Below are 26,372 nucleotides of genomic sequence, written 5' to 3' on the forward strand. Positions count from 1 at the left end.
CCTATCCTCTCTCGCCCGACCGGGTCAATGCGAGAGACGACTTTGTGCACAGGCCCATCCTCAGGAGAGGATGCACTCGTGTCAGCGGAGGCCGGGGCGATCTCGGACAGTCCAGCAGGCGGGCTGGTCCGGCGCGTTCGCCTGCCCAACGACCGGCGTACGCCGGCGGCCGCGCGCGCCCTGGTGCGCTCGGTCCTCGAGGAGGCCGGGCTCGATTCCCTGCTCAACGAGGCTCTGCTGCTGACCACCGAGCTCTCCACGAACGCCGTCGTGCACGCCAACACCGAGCTCGACATCGAGGTCCGCGCCGACGAGACCGGCCTGACCGTCACGGTCACCGACTTCGCGCCCGGGCCGGTCGAGCAACTCGCGGTCGGCCCCCGCAACGAGAGCGTCGACATCGGCGAGGTGGCCGAGCGCGGGCGCGGCCTGCTGCTGGTCGACCACTTCGCCAGCCGCTGGGGCACGGTGCACGAGGGCACCGGCAAGGGCGTCTGGTTCCGCCTGGAGGGCGGCGCCCCCGGCGAGACCTCCACGGCCGTGGTGGTGCCGGCCATCTCCAACCAGATCGAGGGGGGCATGCCGAGCGCGGGCGCGCTCACCTCGTTGTTGCAGGTCAGCCCCGAGCGGCCGAGCGAGGACGGCCTGGCCGAGTTCGCGGCCGGCCTGCTCGCGCAGCTGGCCCGGCTGACCGGGGCGGCCGGCGGCGTCATCCGGCTCGACCGCGGCGACGGCGGCGGGCGGCAGCTGCTGGCCCGATACGGCCGGGCCCCGCGCGACGACGCCGAGACGATCAGGGTGCCCCTGTCGGTGAACCGGCCGTACGCGGGCGAGCTCGAACTCGACGCCTCCCCCGTCGGCTACGCCCACCCGCTGGCCACGATGGTGGCCGAGCGCTTCTCCCTGCACCTGGAGAACGACCGCCTGCGCCGCACCGACCTGCGCCGGCAGACCTGGCTCACGTTCCTGGCCGAGGCCAGCGAGCTGCTCGCCCAGTCGCTCGACGTCAACCTGACCATGGCGCTGATCCCGCAGCTGGTGGTGCCCCGGCTGGGCCAGTGGTGCGCGGTGCACACGACCGACGCCTGGGGCCACCTCCAGCTCGCGGCGGCGACCCACACCGACGAGGGCGCCCTGCCCGAGCTGCACGAGACGCTGGCGCAGACCGGCCCCGACACGGTCCTGGCCCGGCTCGAGGAGGCGTCCCGCCTCGGCACGCAGGTGATGTTGCCGCCGCCGGCCGAGGGTTTCGCGGTGCCGCTGGTCGCCCGGGGCACGAGGCTGGGCACGCTCGCGGTCGGCCGCCACCACCGCATCCGGCACGACACCGACGAGGTGGCGATCCTCGAGGACGTGGCCCGGCGGGCGGCCCTGGCCATCGACAACGCCCGCATTCACGACGAAAGGCACAAGGTCGCCCGTACGCTCCAGGCCTCCCTGCTGCCGCCGACCCTGCCCCGCGTCGACGGTGTCGGCTTCGCCGCCGAATACGTGCCGACCGGCTCCGAGGTGGGCGGCGACTTCTACGACGTGGTGCCGTCGGGCCCCGACAGCTGGGTCGTGGTGGTCGGCGACGTCTCCGGCAAGGGCGTGCAGGCGGCCACGGTGACCGGCCTGGTCCGCGACGTGATCCGGATCCTGGTCGACGACGGCAAGCCGATGAACGAGATCCTCTGCCGGGTCAACAAGACGCTGGTCCAGCGGGGCGGCGGCCGATATTGCACGCTGGCCATGGCGTCGGTGACCCGAGTGGCCGACGGGGTGCTGTCGGTCTGCCTGCACCTGGCCGGGCACGACCGGGCGGTGCTGGTGCACGCCGACGGCAAGACGTCGTTCGTGGGCGAGGGCGGCACGGCGCTGGGCCTGCTCGAGACGATCTCGTCGCCCGACGCCGAGATCCGGCTCCAGCCCGGCGACTCGCTGATCTTCTACACCGACGGGGTGACCGAGCGCCGCCGCGGCCGGGAGTTGTTCGGCACGGGCCGCCTGCGCGACGCGGCGGGCCCGCTGGCCGGATATCCGGCCGAGGTCATGGCCGCCCGCCTGCGCTCCACCACGATCAACTTCTCGGTCGAGGAGCCCCGCGACGACATCGCCATCCTGGTACTCAGGAACGACGCCTGACGTCTGCGGATTCGCCCCTTTCGCCCGGTTGGTCGTGGCATGGTGTTTGTCATGGCTAAAACTCAGTACTACACGGCCACGAGCATCGACGGTTACATCGCCGACGAAAGCAATTCGCTCGACTGGCTCGCCGACGTGGACGGGGGCACCGAGAACCCGTTCGGCGGCTTCTTCGCGGGTGTCGGGGCGTTCGCCATGGGCGCGAACACCTACGAGTGGGTGCTGGAGAACGACAACGTGCTGGCCGAGCCGCAGAACTGGCACGACCTCTACGGCGACATGCCGTGCTGGGTGTTCGGCAACCGTGAGCTGCCGCTGGTGCCGGACGCCAACATCTTCATGGTCAGCGGCGACGTCCAGCGCGTGCACGAGGCCATGATGGTGGCCGCCAAGGGCAAGAACGTCTGGCTGGTGGGCGGCGGCGACCTGGTCGGCCAGTTCGTCGACCAGGGCCTGCTCGACGAGATCATCCTGGGCATCGCCCCGGTGGTGCTCGGCAAGGGCGTCCCGCTGCTGCCCCGGCACCTGACCGCCCGGCATCTGGCCCTCACCGGAACCGCACAGATCGGCCGCTTCGCCTACCTCACCTACGCCGTCGGCACCGAGCCCATCCCCGGCCGCCACCCCGCCAACTCCGAGCGCCGCCAGGCCGTCCTCCGCTGACCAGCCCGCCACGCAGCCATCCGCGCTCCGCCGCCTGGCCGCCCGCGCTCCGCCGATGCCCGCCGCCCGGCCGCCCGCGCTCCGCCGACGCCCGGTCGCGTCAGAAGACGATGGGGCGCGTCAGAACAGGTCGTGGCGGTCGGCCATCTCGATCTCGGCCGCCAGCGACGGGGGCGCCGCGATGACCACCGCGCGGCCGTCCCGGGCCAGCAGCACGTGGCGAACGCTGTCGACGATGCCGCGCAGCCGGTCGGGTGGCAGGGAGCCGGGCAGCACCGCATGGACCCGGCCCAGGCCGGCCGAGCCGCGCACCGGCACGGGCGCGCCGGCCGCGTCGCCCAGCGAATAGATCACCGCGGGCAGGTCGTCGGGCGAGACCGCGAGGCGCAGCGCCACGTCGTCGCGGCCGAACGGATAGGCGCCCCACCACGGCGGCGCGATCGGCGTGACCACCGCGCCCGCGCCCCACAGCGCCGCGAGCTGCTCGGACCGCTCGACCGCCTCGGCCTCGGCCCCCTCGAAGAGCACCGCCAGCGTGCCCGCCGGTCCGCCGGCCGGCAGGTCGATCTCGATGGCGCTCGGCTGGAGCTCGGCCGCGGCCGACTCGAGCTTGCGGATCTGCGGCGGGGTGGCGACCGCTGTGCCGACCCAGCGGCGGGCCGGCGGCAGCGGCTGCAGCCGGAGAACGGCCGACGTGATCACGCCGTCGATCTCGGCGATGCCGGGGCGGCCCTGTTCACCGTCGGACTCGCCGGGGCGCCCCTCGGCGTCGACGTAGACGACACGGTCCACATGCTCCGCCGGGGTGCCGAAGCGGTGGCGCAGCGGTCCTGACTCGTTCAGCGAGAGCATGCCGCCGAGGGTGGCCGTGCGTGACGGCGGGTCGACCGGCAGCCGCTGGCCCTGCAACGCCAGGGCGGCTTGCAGAGCATGGACGGGCGTGCCGGTGGCGACCTCGGCCGTGGCGCCGGCGACGTCGTGGTCCCACATGCCGTTGAGCCGGCCGGTGTCGACGAGGAGATCGACGTCGGCACTCGGAGGCGTACCCCAATCAATCTTTGATCCTGAACCGCGGACCAGGAACCTCAGCGGAAGGTCGGCGGCGAGACGGACCGTGTCGGCGACCGCGTGCGGCGTGGCGGGCAATGCGACGAAACCGGCGCGACGGCCGGCCACCGTGTCCACCGAGCGAGCGACACGCGCGTAGTCGGGCCCGCAGATGTCCACAAGCGCGCTCAGCACGTGCTCTCTCATTCGGCCAGTCCCCCAACGCCTTAAGATCGTCCACTCTGGCATATCGTACACGTGTTCGAACGGCCGCCGTCCAGATGCAAGAAGTAAAGAAGGCTAGGAAATCGGACCGCCCGGTAACGTTGTGCGCGTGACTACGCAGACTCCGGACAGCCCACCCTCGGTCCGCCAGGTGGCGCACGAGCGCACCTTCCACGGCGACACCGTCACCGACGAGTACGCGTGGCTCGCCGAGAAGGAGAACCCGGAGACGGTCGCCTATCTCGAGGCCGAGAACGCGTGGACCGACGGCGCCACCGCACACCTGGCCGGCCTGCGCGACAAGCTCTTCTCCGAGATCAAGTCGCGGACCAAGGAGACCGACCTGACGGTACCGAGCCGCAAGGGCGGTTTCTGGTACTACACGCGCACCGTCGAGGGCCGGCAGTACGGCATTCACTGCCGCGTGGCCGTACGCCCGGGCGAAACCGGCCCGCCGTCCTCCGAGGGCCCGGTGCCCGGCGAAGAGGTGCTGCTCGACGGCAACGCCCTGGCCGAGGGCAAGGACTTCTTCGCGCTCGGCACGTTCGACGTGAGCCCGGACGGCACCCGCCTGGCCTACTCGACCGACTTCGAGGGCGACGAGCGCTTCACCCTCAAGATCAAAGACTTGCGTACGGGTGAGGTGTTCCCGGACGAGGTGCCCGACACCTCGTACGGCACGGCGTGGTCGGCCGACGGCAGCGCCCTGTTCTACATCACGGTCGACGACGCCTGGCGCCCGTACCGCGTCTGGCGCCACACCGTCGGCCGGGCGGCGGCCGACGACGTGGTCATCTTCGAGGAGCCGGACGAGCGGTTCTGGGTCGGCGTCGAGCTCACCCGCAGCGAGAAGTTCATCGTCGTCGAGGCCGGCAGCAAGATCACGTCCGAGGTCCGGATCATCCCGGCCGAGACGCCGGAGGCCGAGCCGGTCCTGGTCGCCCCGCGCGAGCAGGGCGTCGAATATTCGATCGAGCACCACGGCCACCGCCTGCTGATCCTGCACAACAAGGACGCCGAGGACTTCGCCCTGGCGTACACGTCGGCCGACGCGCCCGGCGACTGGGTCGAGCTGATCCCGCACGAGCCGGGCACCCGCCTCGAGTCGGTCGACGCGTTCGCGCGGCACATCGTCGTCTCGCAGCGCCGCGACGGGCTGACCGGGCTGCGCGTGATGGTCGACGGCAGCACCGACTCGTACGAGATGGAGTTTCCCGAGCCGCTCTACAGCGTCGGCCTCGCCGGCAACCCGGAGTACGACACCTCGTCGGTCCGGATCGGCTACACCTCGATGATCACCCCCGACGCGGTGTACGACGTCGACCTGATCACCCGCACGATGACGCTGCGCAAGCAGCGCCCGGTGCTGGGCGGCTACGACCCGGGCGACTACGAGCAGTTCCGCGAGTGGGCGATCGCCGACGACGGCACCCGGGTGCCGATCTCGATCGTGGCCCGCAAGGGCGTGCGGCGCGACGGCACGGCCCCGGCGGTCCTCTACGGCTACGGCTCGTACGAGACGAGCATCGACCCGTACTTCTCGATCGCCCGCCTGTCGCTGCTCGACCGCGGCGTCATCTTCGCCATCGCGCACATCCGCGGCGGCGGCGAGATGGGACGCCGGTGGTACGAGGAGGGCAAGCTGCTCGCCAAGAAGAACACGTTCACCGACTTCATCGCCGCGGCCCGCCAGCTGGTCCGCGGCCGCTGGACCTCGGCCGACCGCCTGGTGGCCCGCGGTGGCTCGGCCGGCGGCCTGCTGGTCGGCGCGGTGGCCAACCTGGCGCCGGACGACTTCGCCGGCATCGTGGCCCAGGTCCCGTTCGTCGACCCGCTCACCAGCATCCTCGACCCGTCGCTGCCGTTGACGGTCACCGAGTGGGAGGAGTGGGGCAACCCGATCGAGTCGGCCGATGTGTACTCGTATATGAAGTCCTACAGCCCGTACGAGAACGTGGCGAAGCTGGCCTACCCCCGGATCCTGGCCATGACCAGCCTGAACGACACCCGCGTCCTCTACCACGAGCCGGCCAAGTGGATCGCCCGCCTGCGCGCCGTCGCCCCCGACGGCGACTACCTGCTCAAGACCGAGATGGGCGCCGGCCACGGCGGCCCGAGCGGCCGGTACGACGCCTGGAAGGAAGAGGCGTTCGTCAACGCCTGGACCCTCGACGTGCTGGGCGTCACCACCCCCTAAATAGGATCTTGCGCATGGGGAATCTTCACGCCTAAGGTCTCGCTACTGAGAAGTTTTCTCAAAATCGGGGCACAAGTGAAGAACGTCTACCGTCGCCTCCTGGCGACGATGGTGGGCGGCGCACTCGCGGCGACGGCGGGGACTTCGGTCCCCGCCCCCGCGATGGCTGCGGCCGCTCCCTCCGAAGTAACAGTCATTCCGGCCGAGGAATATCCGTACTTCGACCTCAACCAGACCGATTCGCCGGCCTTCGCCGGCGCGACCGGCTTCCTGCACCGGCGCACGACCACCTCGCCATGGCTCTGGACCACCTACGCCGACCGGAAGTCGGTGGTCGTCGGCGCGCTCGACGGCGTGCCCAACGGCGGTGCCCTCGGCGTCTTCGGCGACACCGTCGAGCTTCGCGTCTCGACGCCCGGGCACACGGTCTCCGCGACCACGCGCTGGACGCTGGACCTCGCGACCATGACGTGGCACGAGATCGACCTGCCGTTCAACTGGGCCGTCTACAACGTGCGGCAGATCGGCGAGTCGTTGCTCCTGATCGCCCCCGGTTACGTTCCTGAGCTGCGGAAGACCGCCGCCGACGGGGACACGAGCACGCCGATCGTCGGCCTGCCCGAGGGGATCGACCTCCTCCGCGTCGTCGCCGGCGACGACAAGGCGGCTGTGCTGCTGTTCCACACGACCGCGGGATATCAGTACGGGCTTCTGGACGCCGCGTCCGGCCAGGTCGCGCCGATTCCTGTACGCAGCGTGTCCCCCAAGGTCGTGCTCACCGGCGACCGCGTCGGCTTCTACCTGAACCCGACGGTCCGCACCTTCTCGCGGTCGGGCATCGCCGACGGCAGCGACACCTCCGCGACCACGTTCACCGTGCCGACGTCCAACTTCGGCCTCGCGGGCGACGACCTCATCATCTCGCCGCCCACCACGACCGTCCCGTGGAATCTCCAGCGGCTCACTCCGGACGGGACCACGTCGGTCGAGGTCAAGAAGAGCCGGTCGATGGTGCTCGTCCAGGCCCCCGACGGCGTGCTCTTCGTGGGCGGCACCGACGGCACGGACTGGGCGGTGCGCAAGGCCACCGGCTCCGGGCAGTCGGCGGTGCTGCCGCTGACCGACATGAGCAGCGCCGGCGTCACCTTCGCGCGTGGCTGGTTGCGGCACATCTCGGTGCTGCCCCACACCGGCGAGGCTCCGGAGTATTACCTCAACGGCCACCAGTTGACGCCGGGCACCGGCACGGGGGGCGTCACGGGCGGCAAGTTGTCCGGCGTGGTGGTTCCCTGTGAGACCGGCGTGGCCTGCGTGCACGCGGTCGACGGCTCCCAGCGGGGCATCTCCTACCTGGCCGGCGCGGTCAACCTGCGCACCGGGACGACCGGCGCCAGCGGTGCCACCACCCCGCTGCCGTCGACCGGCGGCCGGGTGGTCGACGCCTCCCGTGACTACCGGATCGTCGACGGCACCAACCCCGCCCGGCAGTACATCGTCGGTTCCGACGACAAGATCGCCTCGACGGGCCCGGTCGTCGGCGCGGGACTGTGGTTCGACACCTTGTGGACCGCGAGCGCCGGCCGGCTCCAGCCCAAGAACCTGAAGAGCGGAGCCCTCGGCACGGCCGTCGCCACCGGGTCGTCGTGCGCCGCCACCGACGTCCAGGCGACCGCGAAGCACGTGCTCTGGTCGTGCGGCCCGTCCGGGGCGACGGGCGTCTACGACCTGGCCCGCAAGACGAACCGGGTGCTCCCGGCCGGGCAGTACCTGCTCGGTGACAACTACGTGGTCCGGCACGACGCCGACGGCACCCTGACCCGTTACGACCTCACCACCGGCGACACGGCGACGCTGGCGACCTTCCCCCGCGGCGACCTGGCCGACGACCGCAACATCACCTGGGCCGTCGACAAGTACAGCGGCAACGTGGCCTGGGTGGACGGCGGCAACGCGGTCCACATCGTCGACCCCGGCGTCACCCGGTCGGCGCCGGCCGCGGCCTACGTCGGCCAGAACTATCCCTCCATGTCCTATCCCGGCACCTATCTGGTGTACGCGACGCTGACCCGCCCGGTGGACAGCGCCACCCTCACACTGACCCAGGTGCGGACCGGCCAGGTCACGCGCCTGACCGCCCCCGCGGCCCGGGACGACGTGAGCATCGTCTGGAACGGCACGGTCGCCGGGAAGCGGCCCGCCAGCGGGCTCTACCGATGGACGCTGTCGGCCGCGAACACGACCATCGCCTCGGGCTCGGTGACCGTGCAGTGCGGCGGCACGCCGGCATTGCACGGCTACACCTGCGACGGCCTGCCGACCCTGCTCGGCGTCACCAGGACCGGCACCGGCGCCGGCACCTGGCTGACCGCGCAGACCGGCAAGGCCGCGCTCGCCGGCTCGGGCCCGGAGTCGCTGGGGGCGCTCACCGCGGTGGTGCCCTACGGCGACATCGCCAAGGACCTCAAGAACGACCTGCTCGTACGCCGGCCGGACGGCACCCTGCGGGCGTATCTCTCCGACCCCACGGCCAACTTCGCCGGCAACCGCACGCTGCTGATCCCCGGCAACTGGAACCGGTTCAACTCCATCGTCCACACTGGCGACCTCACCGGCGACGGCGTCTCCGACCTGCTCGCCCGGGAGACCTCGACCGGCCGGCTGTTCCGCTACACCGGCAACGGCAAGGGCGGCTTCAGCTCCTCGGCCGCCTACGGAGGCACCTACAAGGGTGTCTCCCGCTTCGTCGGGCCCGGCGACATCACCGGTGACGGCAAGGCCGACCTGATCCTGCTCTACGGCACCACGATGTACGCCTGGTACGGCAACGGCAAAGGCGGCTTCGCCCCCGGTCTGCACCTGATCGGCAGCGGCTACCTCGGCTTCAACACCATCATCGGCGCCGGCGACCTCAACGAAGACGGCAAGAACGACCTGCTCATGCGCAACAGCGCCGGCGTCCTCTGGCGCAAACTCGGCAACGGCAAGGGCGGCTTCGGTCCGCTCCAGCTCGTCGGGACCGGATACCAGAAATACGCCGCCCTCTACTGACACAGGACACAGAGTGAAGAACGTCTACCGCCGCACCCTCGCGGCGATGGTCGGCGGCGCGCTCACGACGACGGCGGGAATCTCGGTTCCCGCCGTCGCGATGGCCGCGACCACCCCCCACGAAGTCGTCGTGGTGCCGGCCGTGAACACGCCGCCCACGCCGCTCAGCCTGACCAACTCGGTGGCCTTCGCCGGCAGGACCGGCGTCCTGCACCAGCGAACGAGTGCTTCACCCTGGTTGTGGACCAGATATTCCGACCATGAGACGGTCACCGTTCCCGCGCTGGCCGGCGTCCCCGCCGGTTCGGTCGTCGGCCTGTTCGGCGACACCGTCGACGTCCAGGCGTCGACGGCCGATCATCCGGTCTCGTCCACCACGCGCTGGACGCTGGACCTCGGCACCATGACCTGGCATCAGGTCGACGTGCCGTACGCCTGGACGCCCTACAACGAACGCCTCATCGGTGACGCGCTGCTGGTGGTCCGTCCTGGTAGCCGAACCGCCGAGCTGCGGCGGACCGCCGAGGACGGCACCGTCACCACGACGCCGGTCACCGGCATCCCCGACGGCGCCACGTTCTTCTCGATCCAGACCGGCGACGACCGGTCGGCCGTGCTGAAGTTCGTCGCCTCGGGCCTGGTTCAGTACGGCCTGGTGGACGCCGCGACCGGCCGGGTCGCGCCGATTCCCGGATCGGGCACGGCTACCAGGATCGTGTTGTCCGGGGATCGCATCGGCCTGTCCGCCTCCTCGACCGTGCGCACATACTCCCGGTCCGGTCTCACGGACGGCACCGACACCGCGGCCACCGTCTTCTCGGTGACCACCTCAAGGTTCGGCCTGGCCGGCGACGATCTGATCTCCGTGTCGGCGTTCGCGGTGAACGGCTGGCTGCAGATTCAGCGCCAGACCCCGGACGGCGCCGCGCCCACGACGGTGGCCAGCGCCCACGTGTCCACGCTCACCCAGGCCTCCGACGGGGTGCTCTTCGCCGGTGGAGCCGCCCGGTCCGACGGGTCCGACTGGGCGGTGCGCAAGGCCACGGCCGACGCCGAGGAGGTCGTCACCTCGGTCGCGGCGCCCAGGGTGAACGCCGGGGTCTCGCTCTCGTCGGGCCGCATGCGCCATGTGACCGCGTCTCAGCCGTTCGGCGAGGCGGCAGTCGACTACCACCCCTACAGCTACACGATCGGAGTTCCCGGCCGTACGGACGACACGGCGTTCCTCGGTGCCCCGTCACCGTGCGAGGCGGGCGCCGCCTGCGTGCGGACGATCGGCGGCCACGACCAGGGCATGCCGTGGATCACGGGCACGGCCCTCAAGTTCCAGGGCGCCGGGCAGCACGGGTCGGTCTTCGCTCTCCCCTCGACGGGAAGCAGCGTCGTCGACGCCTCCTACCGGTACACGCTCATCAACGGCGGGAACCCGAAGACGCAGTACGTCGATCTGGACAGTTCCGGCATCGTCTACAGCGGACCGGTGACCGGCGCCGCTCTGTGGTTCCGCACTTTGTGGCGCGCCACGAAGGCCGGCACGTTGCAGGCCCTCACCCTGCCGCTCGGCCGGAACGACACAGCGACCACCGGCGCCACAGTCACCACCGGCTCGGCCTGCACGGCGACCGAGGTCCAGGCCACCGCGAGATATCTCTACTGGGCCTGTGGCGCCACCGGGCCGGCCGGCGTCTACGACCTCGCCCAAAAGGTGAACATCGCGCTGCCGTCCGGCCAGTACCTGCTCGGCGACAACTACGTCGTGCGGCACGACGCCGACGGCCGGCTGCTCCGCACCGAGATCACCGGCGGCAAGCTCGGCGAGCCGGTCGCGCTGGCCACCTTCGACCGCGGCGCGCTGGCCGACGATCGCAATGTGAGCTGGGCGGTCGACAAGTTCGGCGGCGACGTCGCCTGGGTCGACAGCGATGACGCCGTGCACATCGTGGATCCCGGTGTCGCGCCCTCGGCCCCGGCGGTCTGGATCGAGGAGAACACCACCTACGAGCAGGGGACGACGGCTCCCAGCCTGTGGTCGGCCGCGTTCCGGTTCACCCGGCCGGTGACCGCCTCGCGGGTCATCATCACCCAGGTGCGGACCGGCAAGGTGGTCTACGACTCGACCACCGGCGCCCTTCCCGTCTCCCGCCGGGTCACGTGGAACGGTCTCGTGGGCGGCAAGCGGGCGACCAGCGGCACGTACCGATGGCAGTTGGTCTCGGGCACGGCGACGCTCGGCTCGGGTTCGTTCCTGCTCTCCTTCGGCGCGCCCACGTTGCACGCGATCGACCGCTTCGGCTTCCCCTCGGTGCTGGGTGTCCTCCCGACCGGGGCGGGCCACTGGCTGGCGTCGAGCCCGTCCACGTCCGCGCTGCGTGACTCCAGCGGCGCGACCGAGACGTGGAGCCGTTCGAAGATCTCGGCGATGGTGCCCTACGGCGACATCAACCGCGACGCCAAGAACGACCTGCTGGTCCGCTTCACCAACGGCAGCATGCGGGCCTACCTCGGCTACGGACGGCCGGCCTTCGACATCCAGACCTCGGTGGCCGTACCGGGCAACTGGAACCGCTTCAATCAGATCGTGCACACCGGCGACCTGACCGGCGACGGGGTTTCCGACCTCGTCGCCCGGGAGACCTCCACCGGCCGTCTCTTCCGTTTCACCGGCAACGGCAAGGGCGGCTTCAGCTCCTCGGCCGCCTACGGGGGGACGTACAAGGGCGTCTCCCGGTTTGTCGGTCCGGGCGACATCACTGGCGATGGCAAGGCCGATCTGATCGCGATCTACGGCACGACGATGTACGCCTGGTGGGGTGACGGCAAGGGCGGCTTCAGCCCGGGCATGCATCTGATCGGCAGCGGATATCTCGGCTTCAACACCATCATCGGCGCCGGTGATCTGAACGAAGACGGCAAGAACGACCTGCTCATGCGCAACAGCGCCGGCGTCCTCTGGCGCAAACTCGGCAACGGCAAGGGCGGCTTCGGCGCCCTCCAGCTCGTCGGGACCGGATACCAGAAGTACGCCGCCCTCTACTGAACAAAAAGGCGCCGTCCACGACCTCGAGGTCGTGGACGGCGCCTTTTTGTCAGTTCATCACCGGCTCGCCGGGGACGTTGAAGAGCGGCTTCCACGGATCGTCGGCGTCGATCGGGAACTCGGTCGACGGGACCTCGCCCTTGGTGGCCCACCTGGCCTCGTACGGCAGGCCGTTGGACATCACCCGGGCGCCGCGCTGGTAGAGGATGTTGGGCGCCCAGATGCGCTTGACCCCGGTGACCGTCGGCACCGGGCGGGGCGCCTTCTCGACCGGGCTGACCGGGCCGATCACCGACCACGCGCTCTGTGTGCCCGCGGCCGGCGCGGCGGACGGGTCGAGGCCGGAGTTGGCCCACTTGGCCTCGTAGACGACGCCGTGCCAGACCACCTTGTAGCCGCCGACGTACATCGCCGTGAGGCGCCAGATCGGGTACGGGCTGGTCTTCGGGTCGTCGACGGTGTCGGCCCGGTCGGGGATGTCGACCGAGTCGACGTTGCCGCCGGCCGCGGCCTTGCCGGGCAGGCCGGCGAAGACCTTCGAGAAGGCGAGCGCGTCCTGGTCGACACCGCTGCACGTGTTGGAGTGCACCACCACGTTGGCGAAGGTGCCGCGGCAGGCGGCGTCCCGGTTGAGTGACCACATCGAGACCCGGCCGAGGCCGTTGTCGACGGCGAACCTGGCCAGGCCGGCGGCGTCGTCGAGGGTGAAGCGCTCGGTGTCGACGTCGTTCTGGCCGATCATCGGGGTGGCGCCGATGCGGGACCACACCTGCGGCGACGTGAGTTTCTGGCCGAGGCGCAGGTACAGGTCGGACAGCTGCTTGTGGGTGCCGTTGAGCGCGCTCGTGCTCAGGGCCAGCATGTCCGGGTTCTTGTCGCCGTTGTTGTAGTCCATCGTCATGACGTTGACGCCGCGCAGGGCGACGTCGCCGTCGAGCATGCCGCGGACCAGGGCGACGCCGTCGTCGGTCAGCCCGCTCGGGGTGACCGGCAGGGTGAGCCAGACGGCGAGCGGCTTGCCGTCCTTCTCCCGCTCCTTCTGCACCGTGGCGACCGCGGCCACCCGGCGCCGCAGGGACGCCTGGTCGGCCACCGCGGTGCCCTCGATGTCGAGGTCCAGGGTCTTCACGTCGTACCGCTTGATCAGCTGGCGGTAGGCGTCGGTGAGCCGGTCCTGGTCGGCGCAGGCGACGGCGAGCTCCTTGTTGGCCAGGCCGCCGAGGCTCAGCGTGATGTCGCCGCCGGCCTGCCGCAGCTGGCTGATGCGGCGGTCGAGCTCCAGCGACGAAGCCGCCCCGTCCAGCGAGTAGGCGCCGCCCCAGCTCGGCGTGCACGGGCTCTTGGGGTCGGCGACGACGAAGCCGAGGGCGACGTCGTTGGCCGGGTTGGCCGTGGGGTCCTGGAACTGGAAGGTCGGTGTCAGGGTCACGTCGACGTACGGCACCGCCCAGGACTTCGCGGTCGGTCCGGACGTGTTCCGCAGGTGCATGACCTCGAGGGTGCCGCCGACGCCGGCCAAGGCCAGGACGAGCAGCAGGATGCCCAGCCTCGGCCAGGACAGCCGGCGGCGCGGCTGTTCCGGTTCCTGCCAGTTCGGGTCGGCGAGCGGGTCGTACTCCGGCCGCACGGCTACGTGTGTGGCGCGGTCCGTCATGTATGGCCTTTCGAGTTTTCGAGTCGCCACACGGTGACGCACGCCCGCCTTTTGCACGATCGGGCAAAAGGACGACGGCGTCCAATCTGGACATCGGAGCGCTAAATCTTGATCTTGGCACGACAATTCCGCCGGACGTCGCTGCGCAGTGACGTCGCAATTCGTACCGAAGGGCCCGAACACGCATGCCACGCACACCGGCGGACCGGCGAAAGCCGGACGCCCAGCGCCAATGGGGAGCCGACCGGAGGACGGAGCCTCATCCGATCGTTCCGCCCCCGGTCTCCGAAGGCAGGATCACCCGCGGCCGGCTCGCCATCGTGGTGACCATCACGGTCTGGGCCTGTTACATCACATACACGATCATCCAGCAGTTCATCGCCGGCCACGCGTCCAGCGTGCGGCTGGCGATCGAGGCGATCGTCTACATGCTCGTCGTCACCGGCCTGGCCGCGTCGGCCATCGCCTACCTGATCACGCGGATCGGCTATTTCTACCGGGGCCGCGGCCACCAGCGGGCGCCACGGATCATGCTCGACGAGTTCATCGGCGGGAAGACGCCGTCCGTGACCGTTCTGGTCCCCTCATATCAGGAGGACGAGCGCACCAACCGCACCACGCTGCTCTCGGCCGCCCTTCAGGAGTACCCCGGCCTGCGGGTGACGCTGCTGATCGACGACCCCCGGCAGCCGAAGACGCGGGCCGCCCGCGACATGCTCCTCGCCGCCCGCGCGCTGCCCGGCCGGATCGAGAGTGAGCTGCGGGTCCCGTACCAGCACGTCTCGGCCGGCTTCGCGGCCTTCGACGACCAGGTGCGCTATCGCGGCGGATATCTGGTCGTCCTCGAGGACATGCGCCGGCTGGCCGACGAGTACCGGTTCGCCTCCGACTGGCTGTACGACCTCGGCGCCCGGCAGGAGATCGTCGACCACACCGACACGTTCTTCGTCGAGCACATCCTCCACCCGCTGGCCGTGGAGCTCGGCCAGATCTCGGGCGCTCTGCACAAGGGCGCCGACGAACAGGTCACGCTGCCGCTGGCCCGGATGAACCAGCTCTACCGGCGGTTGCTGGCCATCTTCGACGCGCACGTCACCAGCTTCGAGCGCAAGAAGTACGTGTCGCTGTCGCACGAGCCGAACAAGGCGATGAACCTCAACAGCTACATCGGGCTCATGGGCGGCGCCTATCAGGAGGTCAGCACCCCGATGGGCACCGCGCTGGTGACCGCGGGCCCCAACCGGGCCGACCTGGTCGTCCCCGACCCCGACTACGTGCTGACCCTCGACGCCGACAGCGTTCTCCTTCCGGAGTACGCCCTGCGGCTCGTCCACCTGCTCGAACAGGGCGCCTACGCGCAGCACGCGGTGGCGCAGACGCCGTACAGCGCCTATCCGGGCTCGGCGACGCGCATCGAGCGCATCTCGGGCGCCACGACGGACATCCAGTACATCGTCCACCAGGGCATGACCCACTACGGCGCCACGTTCTGGGTGGGCGCCAACGCCGTGCTGCGCAAGAGGGCCCTGGACGAGATCTGCGAGGTCTCGTACGAGGGCGACTGGGAGATCAAGCGGTACATCCAGGACCGTACGGTCATCGAGGACACCGAATCGACCATCGACCTCGGCGTACGGGGCTGGTCGCTGCACAACTACCCGGAACGGCTCGCCTACAGCGCGACGCCGCCCGACTTCGGCTCGCTCTGCATCCAGCGGCAGCGCTGGGCCAACGGCGGCCTGCTGATCCTGTCGCGCCTCAAGGACCAGTTCCGGGCGAAGTCGAAGCGCGAGGACAAGAACCGCTTCGGCGAGTACTTCCTGCGGGTCAACTACATGGCCTCCATCTTCTGGAGCTCCGTGTGCCTGATCGTGATGCTGGCCTACCCGTTCAACAAGGACCTGCTCAACCCGATCCTGCTGCTCGTCTCGGTGCCGTACTTCCTGATGATGGCGGCCGACCTGAAGCACCTGGGCTACAAGCGGTCGGACATGCTGCGGATCTACGGCTTCAACCTGATCCTGCTGCCGGTCAACCTGTCGGGCAGCGTCGCCTCGCTGCTGCAACTGCTCACCGGCGAGAAGAGCGCCTTTAAACGGACGCCGAAGGTGCGCGACCGCACGACGGCCGCGACCAGCTATCTGATCCTGCCGCTGGCGCTGATCGCGCTCTGCGTCTACACGGTCATTCGCGACATCCAGCTCCACCACTGGAACAACCTGGTCTTCGCCGGCCTCAACCTGATCCTCTCGCTGTACGCGATGGTCGCCTTCGTCGGCCTGGGCAACACGGTCGTCGACCTCTGGACCCACCTGCGCGACTGGCTGGTCCGGCCGGTCGCCCCGAAGAAGGGCCGTCGGAAGAAGAAGGCGCCGAAGAAGACGGCCGCCGCCGCCGTCGGCGACTGGGCCACGGTGCTGCACTACCGGCACGAGCACGGCGCCGCCGCCGGGCAGACGACCGTACGGCTCCAGCGCAACGACGCGGGCGCCTGGAAGGCCGACAAGTCCTCGTCCAGCCGCGCGCACTCGTTCGAGGAGTTCAGCTTCTTCACGGTCTTCCAGCCGGTCTACCACATGATCAACGGCCACGTCGTCGGGTACGAGGCGCTCACCCGCTTCGCCGACGGCAGCAACCCGCGTGAAGGGCTCGAGGCGGCGGCCGAACGCGGCGTGCACGTCGCGCTCGACGCCGCGCTGGTCCAGGCGGCCATCACGTCCTCGGCGTCGCTGCCCAACGGCACCTGGCTCGCGATCAACGTCTCCGGTGACCTGCTGCGCCGCCCGCAGGACCTGGCCCCGCTGCTCCACCAGGCGCGGCGCCCGGTGGTGCTCGAGGTGGGCGCCGAGACGCCGGCCGAGTTGGCCCAGCTCGGCGGCAACGTGCGGGTCGCCGTCGACGACCTGGGCGCCGGCTACGAGACGCTGGCCATGATCGAGACGGTGCGGCCGGCCTTCCTCAAGCTGGGCCTCGACTCGCTGGAGGGCGTCGAGAACCAGACCGCGCGGCAGGCCGCCATCCGGGCCCTGGTCGAGTTCGCCGAGCAGCACGGCTGCACGGTCATCGCCGAGGGCATCGAGACGGCCGCGCAGCGCGACGCCCTGGTGGCCTGCGGCGTGCCGCTCGGCCAGGGCTTCTACCTGGGCAAGCCGGTGCCGGTGGAGCGCGTCCTGACCGGCGTGGGCGGCTGGTAGGCGCGGGACCGCGCGAAGTGCGGCGTCGGCGGCTGGTAGGCGCGGGGCGCGCCAAGCGCGCCTAAGGGCGACGGCGCAGGGCGACGACAGCGACGTCGTCGGCCTGCTGCCCGTCGCCGCCCAGCTGGGTCAGCAGGCGGCGGCCGAAGTCGTCCAGGTCGGGCTCGATCGTCGCCGCCGCCTCGGCCAGGGCGGTCAGGCCCACGTCGATGTCGGCGTCGCGGCGCTCGACCAGGCCGTCGGTGTAGAGCACCAGCGTGCCGCCCGGCGGCAGGACGAACTCCAGGTCGTCCGGGCGGGGCGCGTTGATGCCGAGCAGCGGGCCGCGAGGCTCCAGGAAGTGGGCGCCACCATCCGGCGTGTGCAGCAGCGGCGGCAGGTGGCCGGCGCTGGCCAGGCGCACACGGCCGGTGGCCGGGTCGAGGGTGAGCAGGCAGATGGTGGCCGACTCGGCCGGCAGGACCGTGCGCATGAAGCGGTTGACCAGGCCCAGCACCGTTCCCGGCGGATGACCCTCGACCGCGTACGCCCGGACCGCGTGCCGGACCTCGGCCATCACCGTCGCCGCGTGCAGCGAGTGGCCGGCCACGTCGCCGATCGCCACCAGCAGCCGGCCCTCGAGCATGGTCAGCTCGTAGAAGTCGCCGCCGACCTCGGTCTGCGCGCCCGCCGGCTCGTAGCGCATGGCCAGTTCCAGGCCGGGCACGTCGGGCAGCCGCGACTGGAGCAGGCTGCGCTGGAGGGTCACCGCGATCCGGTGCTCCTCGTCGTACGAGCGCTGGGCCTCGACCGCGGCCGCGACGGCCTGGGAGAGCTGTCGCAGCACCGGGAAGCCGGGGGTCTGCGAGCTGCTCGGCACGGCCACGAAGACCGGCGGACGGTCGGCCCGCAGACGCGCGGCGGCCACCGCCACGGTGTCGCCCTCGGGCCATTCGACCAAGTTCCAGTCGGCCGGCTCCTCTCGGCGTACGAGGGAACCCACCGCGACGTCACGCGACAAGGGTGACCACCGCCGAACCTCCGGCGGAGAGCCGGCCGCGGCCAGGATCTCGCCGTCGACCGTCTCGGCCACCACCACGACCGGGCCGCCGAAGATGTCGATGGCGCCGTCCGCGGCCGCCGTCAGCAGGCCGGCCAGCGTCGGCGCCGAGTTGATCTCGAGGGTGGCCTCGGCCAGCCGCACCAGACGGGTGGCCAGGGTCTCGGCGCGCCGGCGGGCCGAGTAATAGCGCAGCACCGCGTGCACGGTGGCGATCAGCTCGTCGGGCTCGATCGGCTCGACCAGATAGGCGTCGGCGCCGCGGTTCAGGCCCTGCGTGCGATCGACGACGTCGACGGCGTGGGCCGAGACGTGAATGACCGGCAACGTGCCGTACTCGGCGTCGGTCTTGATCCTTTCGCAGACGTCGAAACCGCTCATGTCGGGCAGCTTCACGTCCAGGACCACCAGGTCGACGCCCGATCCGGGCAACATCCGCAGCGCCTCGCCGCCCGTCTCCGCCTGCCGCACCGTGAAACCGGCGCGGGTCAGCCAGCTCACCAGCAGATAGCGCTTGGTCGCGCTGTCGTCGACGACGAGGACGGTGGTGGTAGCGGCGGCGGAGCTCATGAGATCGGCAGCCACAGCGTGAACGTGCTGCCCTCACCGGGCGTGGACGCCACGCGCAGGGCGCCGCCGAGGATGCCGGCCAGCCGCCGGGCGTACGGCAGGCCCAGGCCTGTGCCCTTGCCGCTGATCGGCTTGCTGCCGGGCACCTGGTAGAACTCCTCGAAGATGCGCTCGTGCAGCTCGGGCGGGATGCCGGTGCCGGTGTCGGACACGGTGAACTCGGCGTCGTCGCCGATCTGGCGCACGCTCAGACGTACCTCGCCGGACTCGGTGAATTTCAGCGCGTTGGTGAGCAGGTTGCGCAACACCCGGGCCAGAAGCACTTCGTCCGTACGGATCGCCGGCACCGACGGCTCGTCGACCACGAAATCGACCTCGGGCCGGGTCGCCAGCGGCCGCAGGGTGCCCCGGAGCTGCCCGAAGACGGCCTTGAGGTCGACGTCGGCCATGCTCGCCTCGACCCGGCCGGCCTCGGCCTTGGCCAGATCGAGCAGGTCGTTGACCAGCGAGAGCAGGTCGCTGGCGGAGCTGCGGATGAGGTCGACCTGGCGGGTCTGCTCCTCGGTCAGCTCGTCGGAGGCCTCGTCGCCGAGCAGCCGGCCCAGCCCGATGATGGCGGTGACCGGCGCCCGCAGCTCGTGACTGACGTTGGCCAGGAACCGGCTTTTCGCCTCGCTGGCCGCGGCCAGCTGCACCGATTTCTCGTCGAGCTCGGCGTAGAGGGCGACGACGCCGCGGTTGGTCTCCTCCAGCTCCTCGGACAGCTGGTGATAGAGCGCCATGACGCCGCGGTTGGTCTCCTCGAGCTCACCGTTGAGCCGGGCCAGATCGTCACGCTGCGCCCGCACCTCGTCGAGGGCGGCGATGAGCTGCTGATTCTGGACGTTCAGCTCGTCGAGAGGGCTACCCGGGACATGCTTGGCCAGCCCGGCGCGGATCTCGTCCATCCGGTCGGGGGTCAGCCTCGGCGCACTCGCCGGCAACCGTCGAGCCATCCATACGACCGTACCGTTTCCGGCATCGGTGACCTCCATCTTGTCCACCAGGCGGCCGGCCTGCGCCAACTCGGGCCGCAGCCTCGCGGCGTCGCCGGGCACCGAACTCTCGACCGTCACCCGCAACGTGAGTGATACCCCGTCAGGATGGACCGTGAACGTCACATCGGCATCACGCCCCTCCGACAGCATCACCCGGCTCACCTCGCTCAGGGCAGTCGCGAGCCGGGTCTGATCCTGCTGCTCGAGGCCGACCTCGCGGGCCACCTCCCGGCCGAGCTGGCGCACCGCGAAGACGTCCTGCGCCACCCGCAGGCGCGTCCGCATCAGCTGCTCGGGCCCGCTGGTCATGGGAGCCGGGCCACGATCACACCGGCGTCGTCGCGGCGCACCCCGGCGTCGCGGAGCACGGTCGCCGCGATCACCACCGGCGAGTGGGTGAGCAGGCCGGGATAGTCCGCCTGGTTCCAGCGGTCGACCACCCCGTCGGAGTGCATGAGCACGACCGAGCCGGGCTCCAGCGGATAGTCGTACTGCCGGATCTGCCGCCGCTGATGGCCGGCGATGCCGGGCAGCGAGACCATGCCGCGCCGGGCCCCGCCGGGCGCGAGGACCGTGCCGGAGATGTTGCCCAGGCCGCAGTAGCGGACGACACCGGCCTCGCCGTCGAGCTCGGCCACGGCCAGCGCGGCGCCCCGGGTGTGGTTGAGCCGGCGATGAAGCACGTCGACGACGCCCGACGGCTGGTCGGCGGGCGCGTCGAGGAAGACGCGCACGGCCTCGTGGGAGGCGGCGGCCGCCAGCCCGCCGTGCCCGAGACCGTCGCTCATGAGGATCTGGCGGCGGCCACCGACGTCGCGGACGGCGAACGCGTCGCCGCTGACCGGCTCGCCGGTCAGCGGGCGGGTCACCCCGGCGGCCCAGGCGGGCTCGGGCCGGTCGGCCGGCCAGACCTGTGCGGTCAGGACGGTGCCTTTGCCGGGTACGGAGTGAAGATCGCACCAGTCGGACTGACGGAGGATCGAGCCGAGGCCGATGCCGAGCGTGCCCGCCGTCGAATGGCCGTCACCGAAGGAACGGGCGAGATCGGCCATGCCGGGACCGCTGTCGATCGCGACGATCTCGACGCCGGCCTGTCCCGCCGCCCGGACCGTGCGCAGCAGCAGGACACCCTGGTCGGCGTGCTTGACCAGGTTTCCGGCGACCTCGGCGGCCACTATCGAGAGGTCGGCCGTCTTGCGCTCGGGCAGGCCGATCTCGACCGCCAGGCGCTCGGCCGACCGCCGGACAGCGGAAGCGGTCGCGGCGGCCTCCACCCGGAACCAGGCTCCCCCGTCGAGGAGTCCCTCGGGTATCGACGCCACTGCGCCTCCGCTCATCGGCACCACTTGGTCACGGTAATGCTCGTTCCCGCGCCGGGCGCGGTGACGATGTCGAACTCGTCCACCAGCCGGCGGGCGCCACTGAGACCGAGCCCCAGACCGGAGCCGGTGGTGTAACCGTCGGTGAAGGCCAGATCGAGGTCGACGATGCCGGGACCCTGATCTGCGAAGACTATCCGGATGCCGGGTCGCCGGCCGTTGTTGACCGTGCTCACCTCGACGGTGCCGCCCCCACCGTAGACCAGGGTGTTGCGGGCCAGCTCGCTCGCGGCGGTGACCAGCTTGGTCTGGTCGACCAGCGAGAGCTTCACGGCCACGGCGACCGTACGGACGAGTTGCCGCACCCGTACGACGTCCTGGTCGGAGTTGACCTGGATCAGCTCGCCCTGCTGGTTCACGGTGTCGCTGCCGCGGGCGTCTCGGGCTCACCCTCGTCCTCGGCGTCACCCTCGTCGAGCGCCCAGTCCGTGGCGGCGCGCTCACGGGCCAGCAGCTCCATGCCGAGCTCGACGTTCAGCGCCGTACGGATGCCGGGCAGTTGCAGGCCCAGCTCGACCAGGGTGATCGCCACGGCCGGGCGCATGCCGACGACCACCGTCTCGGCGTCGAGCACGCGTGAGACCGAGGCGATGGTGGCCAGGGTGCGGCCGACGAACGAGTCGACGATGTCGAGCGCGCTGATGTCGATGATCACGCCGTGGCAGCCGGTCGCGACGATCCGGTCGGCGAGGTCCTCCTGCAGTTGCAGGGCGGTCTGGTCCTCCATGTCGATCTGGATCGAGACCAGGAGGACGTCACCGATCTTGAGGACCGGAACACGTTCCACGTCAGCGCCCCAGCCGCTTGGCCTGGCCGGTCTTGCCCAGCACGTAGCGCAGCGCGTCGGCCAGCGACGCCTTGGTGGCGATGTCGCCGAACTCGATGCCGAGCGCCACGATCGTCTGGGCGATCTGCGGGCGGATGCCGGAGATGATGCAGTCGGCGCCCATCAGGCGGGCCGCCACCACGGTCTTGAGCACGTGCTGGGCGACCTGGGTGTCGACCGCCGGCACGCCGGTGATGTCGATGATGGCGTACGGCGAACCGGTGTCGACGAGCGTCTGCAGCAGCCGCTCCATGACGACCTGGGCCCGGGCCGAGTCGAGCGTGCCGACCAGCGGCACCGCGACGACGCCCTCCCAGAGCTTGACCACCGGCGTGGAGAGCTCGAGCAGCTGCTCGGCCTGGTCGGCGATCAGCTCCTCGCGCACGCGCACGTAGCTGTCGGAGGTGAACAGGGCCGCCCCGTCGACGAAAGCGGACAGGGCCAAGTAGTCACGCAGGGCCGCCTCGCCACCGCCGACCTGGTCGACGACCCCCAGCACGGCCTCTTTGAAGGCGAACACGCTGACCGCCGTCTCGGTCACCGAGAAGCCCTGCCGGGCCCGGCTCGCCGAGAGGTCGCTCAGCTGGGCCCGCAGCTCGGCCGCGGGCTCGTCACCGATCGCCTGGGCGCCGCCGGAGAGCGCCTGATGAAAGGCCTTGCGCAGCTCGGAGTGCTGCCTTTGCAGCTCGGCATGGCTCAACCGGCCCCGTAGGGTGGCCGCCACCTTGTCCGTCCAAGCCGCCACCAGGGCGTCACTGTTCTCTTCCAGCAGACCGGCGAACCGAGCCGCCTCCTCCGCAGTCAGCGTCACCGCTGCCTCCCGACTCTGTTCTGTCCGTCCCGCGAGCAACGCGCGGACTTTACCACCGGAAGCTCTAATACTTGCTGTCAGCCAAATAACGCGGTGGCGCGCCCCGGTTCTGCGGATGCACCCGGGGTTGGAGTACCGTTCTGCTCATAATCTGGAGGTCCTGAATGTCTCTGACGGTACAAACGGAACAGCGCGCCGACATGGTCGTCGTGTCGGTCGCGGGTGAGCTGGACATGGCCACCGCGCCCCAGCTTCAGGACCAGATCAGCGACCTTCTGGAGAAGGGCCGCACCCGTCTGGTCTTCGACCTCGCCCAGGTCTCGTTCTGCGATTCCACCGGGCTCTCGGTCTTCGTCCGGGCCAAGAACAGCACCGACGACGCCGGCGGCACGGTCCGCCTGGCCGCTCCACAGCGGGGCGTGCTGCGCATCCTCGAGGTCAGCGGCCTGGTGGAGGTGCTGCGCACCTATCCGACGGTCGACGAGGCCGTGACGGCGCAGGAGCCCGCGCTCGACTGACTTTCCCTGGTTGGCCCGGTCGGCGTAGTTTGTCGCCGACCGGCCGTGGGCACCTGCTGCCGGACGAACCCCTTCGGTGTACGCAGGAGCGCTCGTGAGCAAAATGTTCCAAGGCTTCAAAGACTTCATCATGCGCGGCAACGTCGTCGACCTGGCGGTCGGCGTCGTCATCGGTGCCGCGTTCACTGCCGTGGTCTCGGGCTTCACCAAGTCCTTCCTCGAGCCACTGATCAAATGGATCACCGGCGGCTCCGGCAACCTCAAGGGCACCTGGTCGCCCGAGCAGGGCGTCGTCTTCGACTACGCGGCGTTCATCAACGCGCTCATCACCTTCCTGCTGACCGCCGCGGTGATCTACTTCCTGGTCGTCTTCCCCCTCAATAAGCTGGCCGAGCGTCGCAAGCGCGGCGAGGAGCCGCCGCCGAAGGCGCCCAGCGAGGAGGTCAAGCTGCTCACCGAAATCCGCGACGCGCTGCTGCGCGGCCAGGGTCACCAGGTGCAGAACAGCGCCCTCGACGACGTTCTGGGCCGTCACCGGGAGCCCCCGGTTTCATAAAAGATCAACCCACCCGGTAGCGTTCGAACAAATGTTCGATACGCTGCCGGGATGGAGCAGCGTAAGCACTGGTGGAACGGTAAGTGGGGCCGGGTCGCTCGCAAGGACGTCTACCTGCGGGTGAGCGGCGACCAGTGGTATGTCGAGCAGCGCGCGGGCGGTGCCGACGGCGTCTCACACTTCTTCGAGTACGACTCGGAGGACGCCGCCCTCGACACCGTACGCGCCTTGCTCGCCGGCCCGGACGAGTGGCGCGAGCTCTCCATACGCCCCCGCCTCTAGCGTTCCGGCGCCGCCTTACTTCCCGCGGTCATGCCGCCCGCTCTTCTCCCCGGGCGGTCATGCCGCCCCGCAATCCCCGCTCGATCCCGCGGCCCGCATTTCCCCCGGCGCGGCGCCCCTTCCCCCGACGTGGCCATGCCGCCGGCGCCTTCCTCCCGCGCGGCCACGCCAGAGGCACTCTCCCTCCGCGAGGCCACACCACCCGCTCCACCTCTCGCGCGGTCACGCCGCCCGGCGCTCTTCCTCTCGCGCGGTCACGCCGCCCGGCGCTCTTCCTCTCGCGCGGTCATCGGGCCGCGCGGTACCAGTCGCAGCCCCGGCCGCGCCGCGGGCTCGACCTCGTCCTCCTCGTCAGCGAAGCGCGCGGTCCAGCCCGAGCCGGCACCGGCCCGCGCACCCGGCGGCGTGCTCACGAAACCGCCCGGAATGCGGGAGAGCGTGACGATCAGCAGATAGCCGAGGATCACAAAACCGTGGCTGACCAGCCGCGTGGCGTCGACCCGGCCGCCGGAGAGGTCGTTCACCGAAAGCAGCACCAGCATCCCCACGAACGCGGTGAGCATCGGCACCAGCCCCGACGGCCGAACCCGGCGCAACGCGATGAACAGGTAGCCCGCCCCGACCGCCACGTTCCACGCGGCCGACTCGTGCCATAGGTGACCGGGGTCGGCGGCCGCGGCGGTGTGCTGGTGGCCGCCGACGACGACCCCGCCGCCGATCTGGTCGAGACCCAGGATGAGCTGCACGGCCCCGACGGCCGCGAGAGCCACGAAGAGCGCCGCCGCGATCGGGATCCGCTTCACGAAGAAGGCTCGCCTTCGCGGCGACGGCGCCGGGAGCGCCGCCAGGATCGCCTCGCTGAGGTCGGGCGCCGGGGCCATCCGCGTGCTCGTCAGGCGGTTGACCGCCGCCGCACCGTCCAGCCAATCCCGGCATTCGGCACATCCGGCCAGGTGCTTCTCGACCAGCGGCCGGTCGGCCGGGTCGTCCTCGCCGTCCAGCTGCGCCGAAAGCATCTCGCGCCACCGCTCACAAGCCATGAATCCATAGTCGCGCGGGAGGGCCCCGAAGTTCCCGGAGCCCCGGTCTCAGAACTTGCCCTTGGCGACATCCGCCAAGGTCACGCGCGTAACCGTGTAGTTGGTGGTGCCGCCGCCGTTGGCGTACTTGGTCGGCAGACCGGTCGTGGCGTCGACGGTCAGGGTCTCCACCTCGGGGTTGATCGGCTTGGTGGCGGTCAGGACGAGCACGGCCCTGCCACCGGCGCTGCTCTTGCTGACCTTGACCTCAGGCATCTGGCCGAGCAGCCGCAGCACGCCGGCGCGGACGGCCGGGTCGCCGGCACCGGACTGGAGCGCGGTCATCGAGTTGCCCCAGACCCAGTTGTCGGTCGTGTTGATCTGGGACATCTCCTTGAGCACGGCCGGAACCTTGGTGCTGGTCGGCGCGGGCGGGACGAAGCCCGGCGGCAGCAGGGTCGGCTTGACCTTGGGGTTCTTCGGCACGTAGGCCAGGGCCATCCGCTTGCGGGCCTCGTTCAGGTCACCCTTGGCGGCGTACTTGGCGGCGGCGACCGCCTTCTGCTGGCCGATCTTGTCCTCGGAGACCTGGGAGTGGTGTCCCTTGACCTGGGCCGGCATCCCGGCGCGGGTCCTGGCGAAGTAGAGGTCGCCGTTGTCGGCGAAGAGGTCCCAGACGTCGATCGTCTGGCCGTTCGTGAGGTGCTGGTCGCGGAGCACGAGGGTGGCGTCGCCCTTGGGCTGCTCGGCCTTGCTCAGGTAGCCGACCAGCTGCACCAGCGGCGGCTGCTCGGCCGGGGCGGCGGCGGTGGTCGTCGCCGGCTTCGCGGCCGCGGCGGCCGGCGCCGGCGCCTGCGTGCCACTGCCGCTGGTGGCCACGGCCACGGCGGCGATCGCCGCGGCGGCGAAGCCCACTCCCGCGGTGGCCCGCCACACGACGGTGCGACGCGGCTTGGCCTCGTGCTGGCCGATCTCGGTGTTGCGCGACATGGTGTCTCCTTGGTCGGAAATCCCTTACGACAAGCAAGACACCGATCCCCGAGTGGGGGTTGTCAGCCTTTTCGAACCTTTCCTCCGCAATCATTTCCACCGTCCACAACCATTCGACTGCCCGCTGTCGCCGCTCAAACGCGCGCAACCCCTCGC

General features: G+C 70.6%; 19 protein-coding genes. 9 read left to right on the forward strand and 10 right to left on the reverse strand.

All coding sequences use genetic code 11. The annotated features are described in order from the left end of the window. Window positions 1-78: 78 nt before the first annotated feature. Both ACFY36_RS27235 and ACFY36_RS27240 read left to right on the forward strand, forming a co-directional pair. The gene (locus ACFY36_RS27235; RefSeq protein ID WP_499748747.1) at window positions 79-2,124 is read left to right on the forward strand and encodes a SpoIIE family protein phosphatase; all 2,046 of its coding nucleotides are present in this window, start codon (window positions 79-81) and stop codon (window positions 2,122-2,124) included. Between the two features lie 51 nt (window positions 2,125-2,175). Beyond that, window positions 2,176-2,787, forward strand: coding sequence for a dihydrofolate reductase family protein (locus ACFY36_RS27240; protein ID WP_499748748.1), 612 nt, complete (start codon window positions 2,176-2,178; stop codon window positions 2,785-2,787). Between the two features lie 120 nt (window positions 2,788-2,907). On the opposite strand, the gene ACFY36_RS27245 is transcribed toward ACFY36_RS27240, so the two are convergent. Beyond that, window positions 2,908-4,041, reverse strand: a complete 1,134-nt coding sequence (locus ACFY36_RS27245; RefSeq protein ID WP_499748749.1) for an FAD-binding oxidoreductase — start codon at window positions 4,039-4,041, stop codon at window positions 2,908-2,910. Between the two features lie 127 nt (window positions 4,042-4,168). Here ACFY36_RS27245 and ACFY36_RS27250 point away from each other — a divergent pair, with 127 nt between their 5' ends. The 3 genes from ACFY36_RS27250 to ACFY36_RS27260 all read left to right on the forward strand — a co-directional run bounded on the left by ACFY36_RS27250 (window position 4,169) and on the right by ACFY36_RS27260 (window position 12,341). After that, window positions 4,169-6,256 carry a S9 family peptidase gene (locus ACFY36_RS27250; RefSeq protein WP_499748750.1) on the forward strand — a complete coding sequence of 696 codons (2,088 nt, stop codon included), beginning with the start codon at window positions 4,169-4,171 and terminating at the stop codon, window positions 6,254-6,256. A gap of 75 nt (window positions 6,257-6,331) precedes the next feature. Then, window positions 6,332-9,304: an FG-GAP repeat domain-containing protein gene (locus tag ACFY36_RS27255; protein WP_499748751.1), complete on the forward strand. Its 2,973-nt coding sequence runs from the start codon at window positions 6,332-6,334 to the stop codon at window positions 9,302-9,304. A gap of 13 nt (window positions 9,305-9,317) precedes the next feature. Beyond that, window positions 9,318-12,341 (forward strand): FG-GAP repeat domain-containing protein, encoded by a 3,024-nt coding sequence (locus tag ACFY36_RS27260; protein ID WP_499748752.1) that lies wholly within the window; start codon window positions 9,318-9,320, stop codon window positions 12,339-12,341. A gap of 49 nt (window positions 12,342-12,390) precedes the next feature. Here the strand turns inward: ACFY36_RS27260 and ACFY36_RS27265 are convergent, their stop codons facing one another. Beyond that, window positions 12,391-13,995: a chitinase gene (locus ACFY36_RS27265; protein WP_499748753.1), complete on the reverse strand. Its 1,605-nt coding sequence runs from the start codon at window positions 13,993-13,995 to the stop codon at window positions 12,391-12,393. A 185-nt stretch (window positions 13,996-14,180) separates the two neighbouring features. Between ACFY36_RS27265 and ACFY36_RS27270 the strand changes: the two genes are divergently transcribed. Beyond that, entirely contained in the window at window positions 14,181-17,189 is a 3,009-nt protein-coding gene (locus ACFY36_RS27270; RefSeq protein WP_499748754.1) for a glycosyltransferase family 2 protein, read from the forward strand. A 61-nt stretch (window positions 17,190-17,250) separates the two neighbouring features. Here the strand turns inward: ACFY36_RS27270 and ACFY36_RS27275 are convergent, their stop codons facing one another. From ACFY36_RS27275 to ACFY36_RS27300, 6 genes are read right to left on the reverse strand one after another with little or no spacing between them, the layout of a single operon-like run. Continuing rightward, window positions 17,251-18,798, reverse strand: coding sequence for a SpoIIE family protein phosphatase (locus tag ACFY36_RS27275; protein WP_499748799.1), 1,548 nt, complete (start codon window positions 18,796-18,798; stop codon window positions 17,251-17,253). Continuing rightward, window positions 18,795-20,144: an ATP-binding protein gene (locus tag ACFY36_RS27280; RefSeq protein ID WP_499748755.1), complete on the reverse strand. Its 1,350-nt coding sequence runs from the start codon at window positions 20,142-20,144 to the stop codon at window positions 18,795-18,797. Before ACFY36_RS27280 ends, ACFY36_RS27275 begins: the two co-directional genes overlap by 4 nt. Continuing rightward, on the reverse strand, window positions 20,141-21,172 hold the full coding sequence (locus tag ACFY36_RS27285; RefSeq protein ID WP_499748756.1) for an ATP-binding SpoIIE family protein phosphatase: 1,032 nt from the start codon (window positions 21,170-21,172) through the stop codon (window positions 20,141-20,143). The genes ACFY36_RS27280 and ACFY36_RS27285 overlap by 4 nt, the downstream gene beginning before the upstream one ends. Continuing rightward, window positions 21,169-21,573, reverse strand: coding sequence for an anti-sigma regulatory factor (locus ACFY36_RS27290; RefSeq protein ID WP_499748757.1), 405 nt, complete (start codon window positions 21,571-21,573; stop codon window positions 21,169-21,171). Before ACFY36_RS27290 ends, ACFY36_RS27285 begins: the two co-directional genes overlap by 4 nt. Next, the gene (locus ACFY36_RS27295; RefSeq protein ID WP_499748758.1) at window positions 21,570-22,001 is read right to left on the reverse strand and encodes an STAS domain-containing protein; all 432 of its coding nucleotides are present in this window, start codon (window positions 21,999-22,001) and stop codon (window positions 21,570-21,572) included. Before ACFY36_RS27295 ends, ACFY36_RS27290 begins: the two co-directional genes overlap by 4 nt. A gap of 1 nt (window position 22,002) precedes the next feature. Then, a complete protein-coding gene (locus tag ACFY36_RS27300) occupies window positions 22,003-22,851 on the reverse strand; it encodes an STAS domain-containing protein (protein WP_499748759.1) in 849 nt (282 codons plus the stop codon). A gap of 164 nt (window positions 22,852-23,015) precedes the next feature. Here ACFY36_RS27300 and ACFY36_RS27305 point away from each other — a divergent pair, with 164 nt between their 5' ends. The 3 genes from ACFY36_RS27305 to ACFY36_RS27315 all read left to right on the forward strand — a co-directional run bounded on the left by ACFY36_RS27305 (window position 23,016) and on the right by ACFY36_RS27315 (window position 24,207). Beyond that, entirely contained in the window at window positions 23,016-23,369 is a 354-nt protein-coding gene (locus tag ACFY36_RS27305) for an STAS domain-containing protein (protein WP_097327808.1), read from the forward strand. Window positions 23,370-23,472: 103 nt separating this feature from the next. Further along, the gene (mscL, locus tag ACFY36_RS27310) at window positions 23,473-23,925 is read left to right on the forward strand and encodes a large conductance mechanosensitive channel protein MscL (RefSeq protein WP_499748800.1); all 453 of its coding nucleotides are present in this window, start codon (window positions 23,473-23,475) and stop codon (window positions 23,923-23,925) included. A 51-nt stretch (window positions 23,926-23,976) separates the two neighbouring features. Further along, a complete protein-coding gene (locus ACFY36_RS27315; protein WP_498656325.1) occupies window positions 23,977-24,207 on the forward strand; it encodes a hypothetical protein in 231 nt (76 codons plus the stop codon). Window positions 24,208-24,461: 254 nt separating this feature from the next. Here the strand turns inward: ACFY36_RS27315 and ACFY36_RS27320 are convergent, their stop codons facing one another. Both ACFY36_RS27320 and ACFY36_RS27325 read right to left on the reverse strand, forming a co-directional pair. Continuing rightward, entirely contained in the window at window positions 24,462-25,247 is a 786-nt protein-coding gene (locus ACFY36_RS27320; protein ID WP_499748760.1) for a zf-HC2 domain-containing protein, read from the reverse strand. Window positions 25,248-25,295: 48 nt separating this feature from the next. Next, complete coding sequence (locus ACFY36_RS27325) at window positions 25,296-26,216, reverse strand: hypothetical protein (protein WP_499748761.1); 921 nt, start codon at window positions 26,214-26,216, stop codon at window positions 25,296-25,298. Window positions 26,217-26,372 lie beyond the last annotated feature (156 nt).

It is taken from the genome of Actinoplanes sp. NPDC000266 (assembly GCF_042899005.1).
Classification (GTDB): domain Bacteria; phylum Actinomycetota; class Actinomycetes; order Mycobacteriales; family Micromonosporaceae; genus Actinoplanes.

Excerpts from the sequence above, each read along its gene's own strand:
- ACFY36_RS27270 (WP_499748754.1), top strand. The coding sequence starts at position 14,181 with ATGCCACGCACACCGGCGGACCGGCGAAAGCCGGACGCCCAGCGCCAA.
- ACFY36_RS27315 (WP_498656325.1), top strand. The coding sequence starts at position 23,977 with ATGGAGCAGCGTAAGCACTGGTGGAACGGTAAGTGGGGCCGGGTCGCT.
- ACFY36_RS27325 (WP_499748761.1), bottom strand. The coding sequence starts at position 26,216 with ATGTCGCGCAACACCGAGATCGGCCAGCACGAGGCCAAGCCGCGTCGC.
- ACFY36_RS27245 (WP_499748749.1), bottom strand. The coding sequence starts at position 4,041 with ATGAGAGAGCACGTGCTGAGCGCGCTTGTGGACATCTGCGGGCCCGAC.
- ACFY36_RS27285 (WP_499748756.1), bottom strand. The coding sequence starts at position 21,172 with ATGAGCGGAGGCGCAGTGGCGTCGATACCCGAGGGACTCCTCGACGGG.
- mscL (WP_499748800.1), top strand. The coding sequence starts at position 23,473 with ATGTTCCAAGGCTTCAAAGACTTCATCATGCGCGGCAACGTCGTCGAC.
- ACFY36_RS27320 (WP_499748760.1), bottom strand. The coding sequence starts at position 25,247 with ATGGCTTGTGAGCGGTGGCGCGAGATGCTTTCGGCGCAGCTGGACGGC.
- ACFY36_RS27305 (WP_097327808.1), top strand. The coding sequence starts at position 23,016 with ATGTCTCTGACGGTACAAACGGAACAGCGCGCCGACATGGTCGTCGTG.
- ACFY36_RS27280 (WP_499748755.1), bottom strand. The coding sequence starts at position 20,144 with ATGACCAGCGGGCCCGAGCAGCTGATGCGGACGCGCCTGCGGGTGGCG.
- ACFY36_RS27240 (WP_499748748.1), top strand. The coding sequence starts at position 2,176 with ATGGCTAAAACTCAGTACTACACGGCCACGAGCATCGACGGTTACATC.
- ACFY36_RS27265 (WP_499748753.1), bottom strand. The coding sequence starts at position 13,995 with ATGACGGACCGCGCCACACACGTAGCCGTGCGGCCGGAGTACGACCCG.
- ACFY36_RS27275 (WP_499748799.1), bottom strand. The coding sequence starts at position 18,798 with ATGAGCTCCGCCGCCGCTACCACCACCGTCCTCGTCGTCGACGACAGC.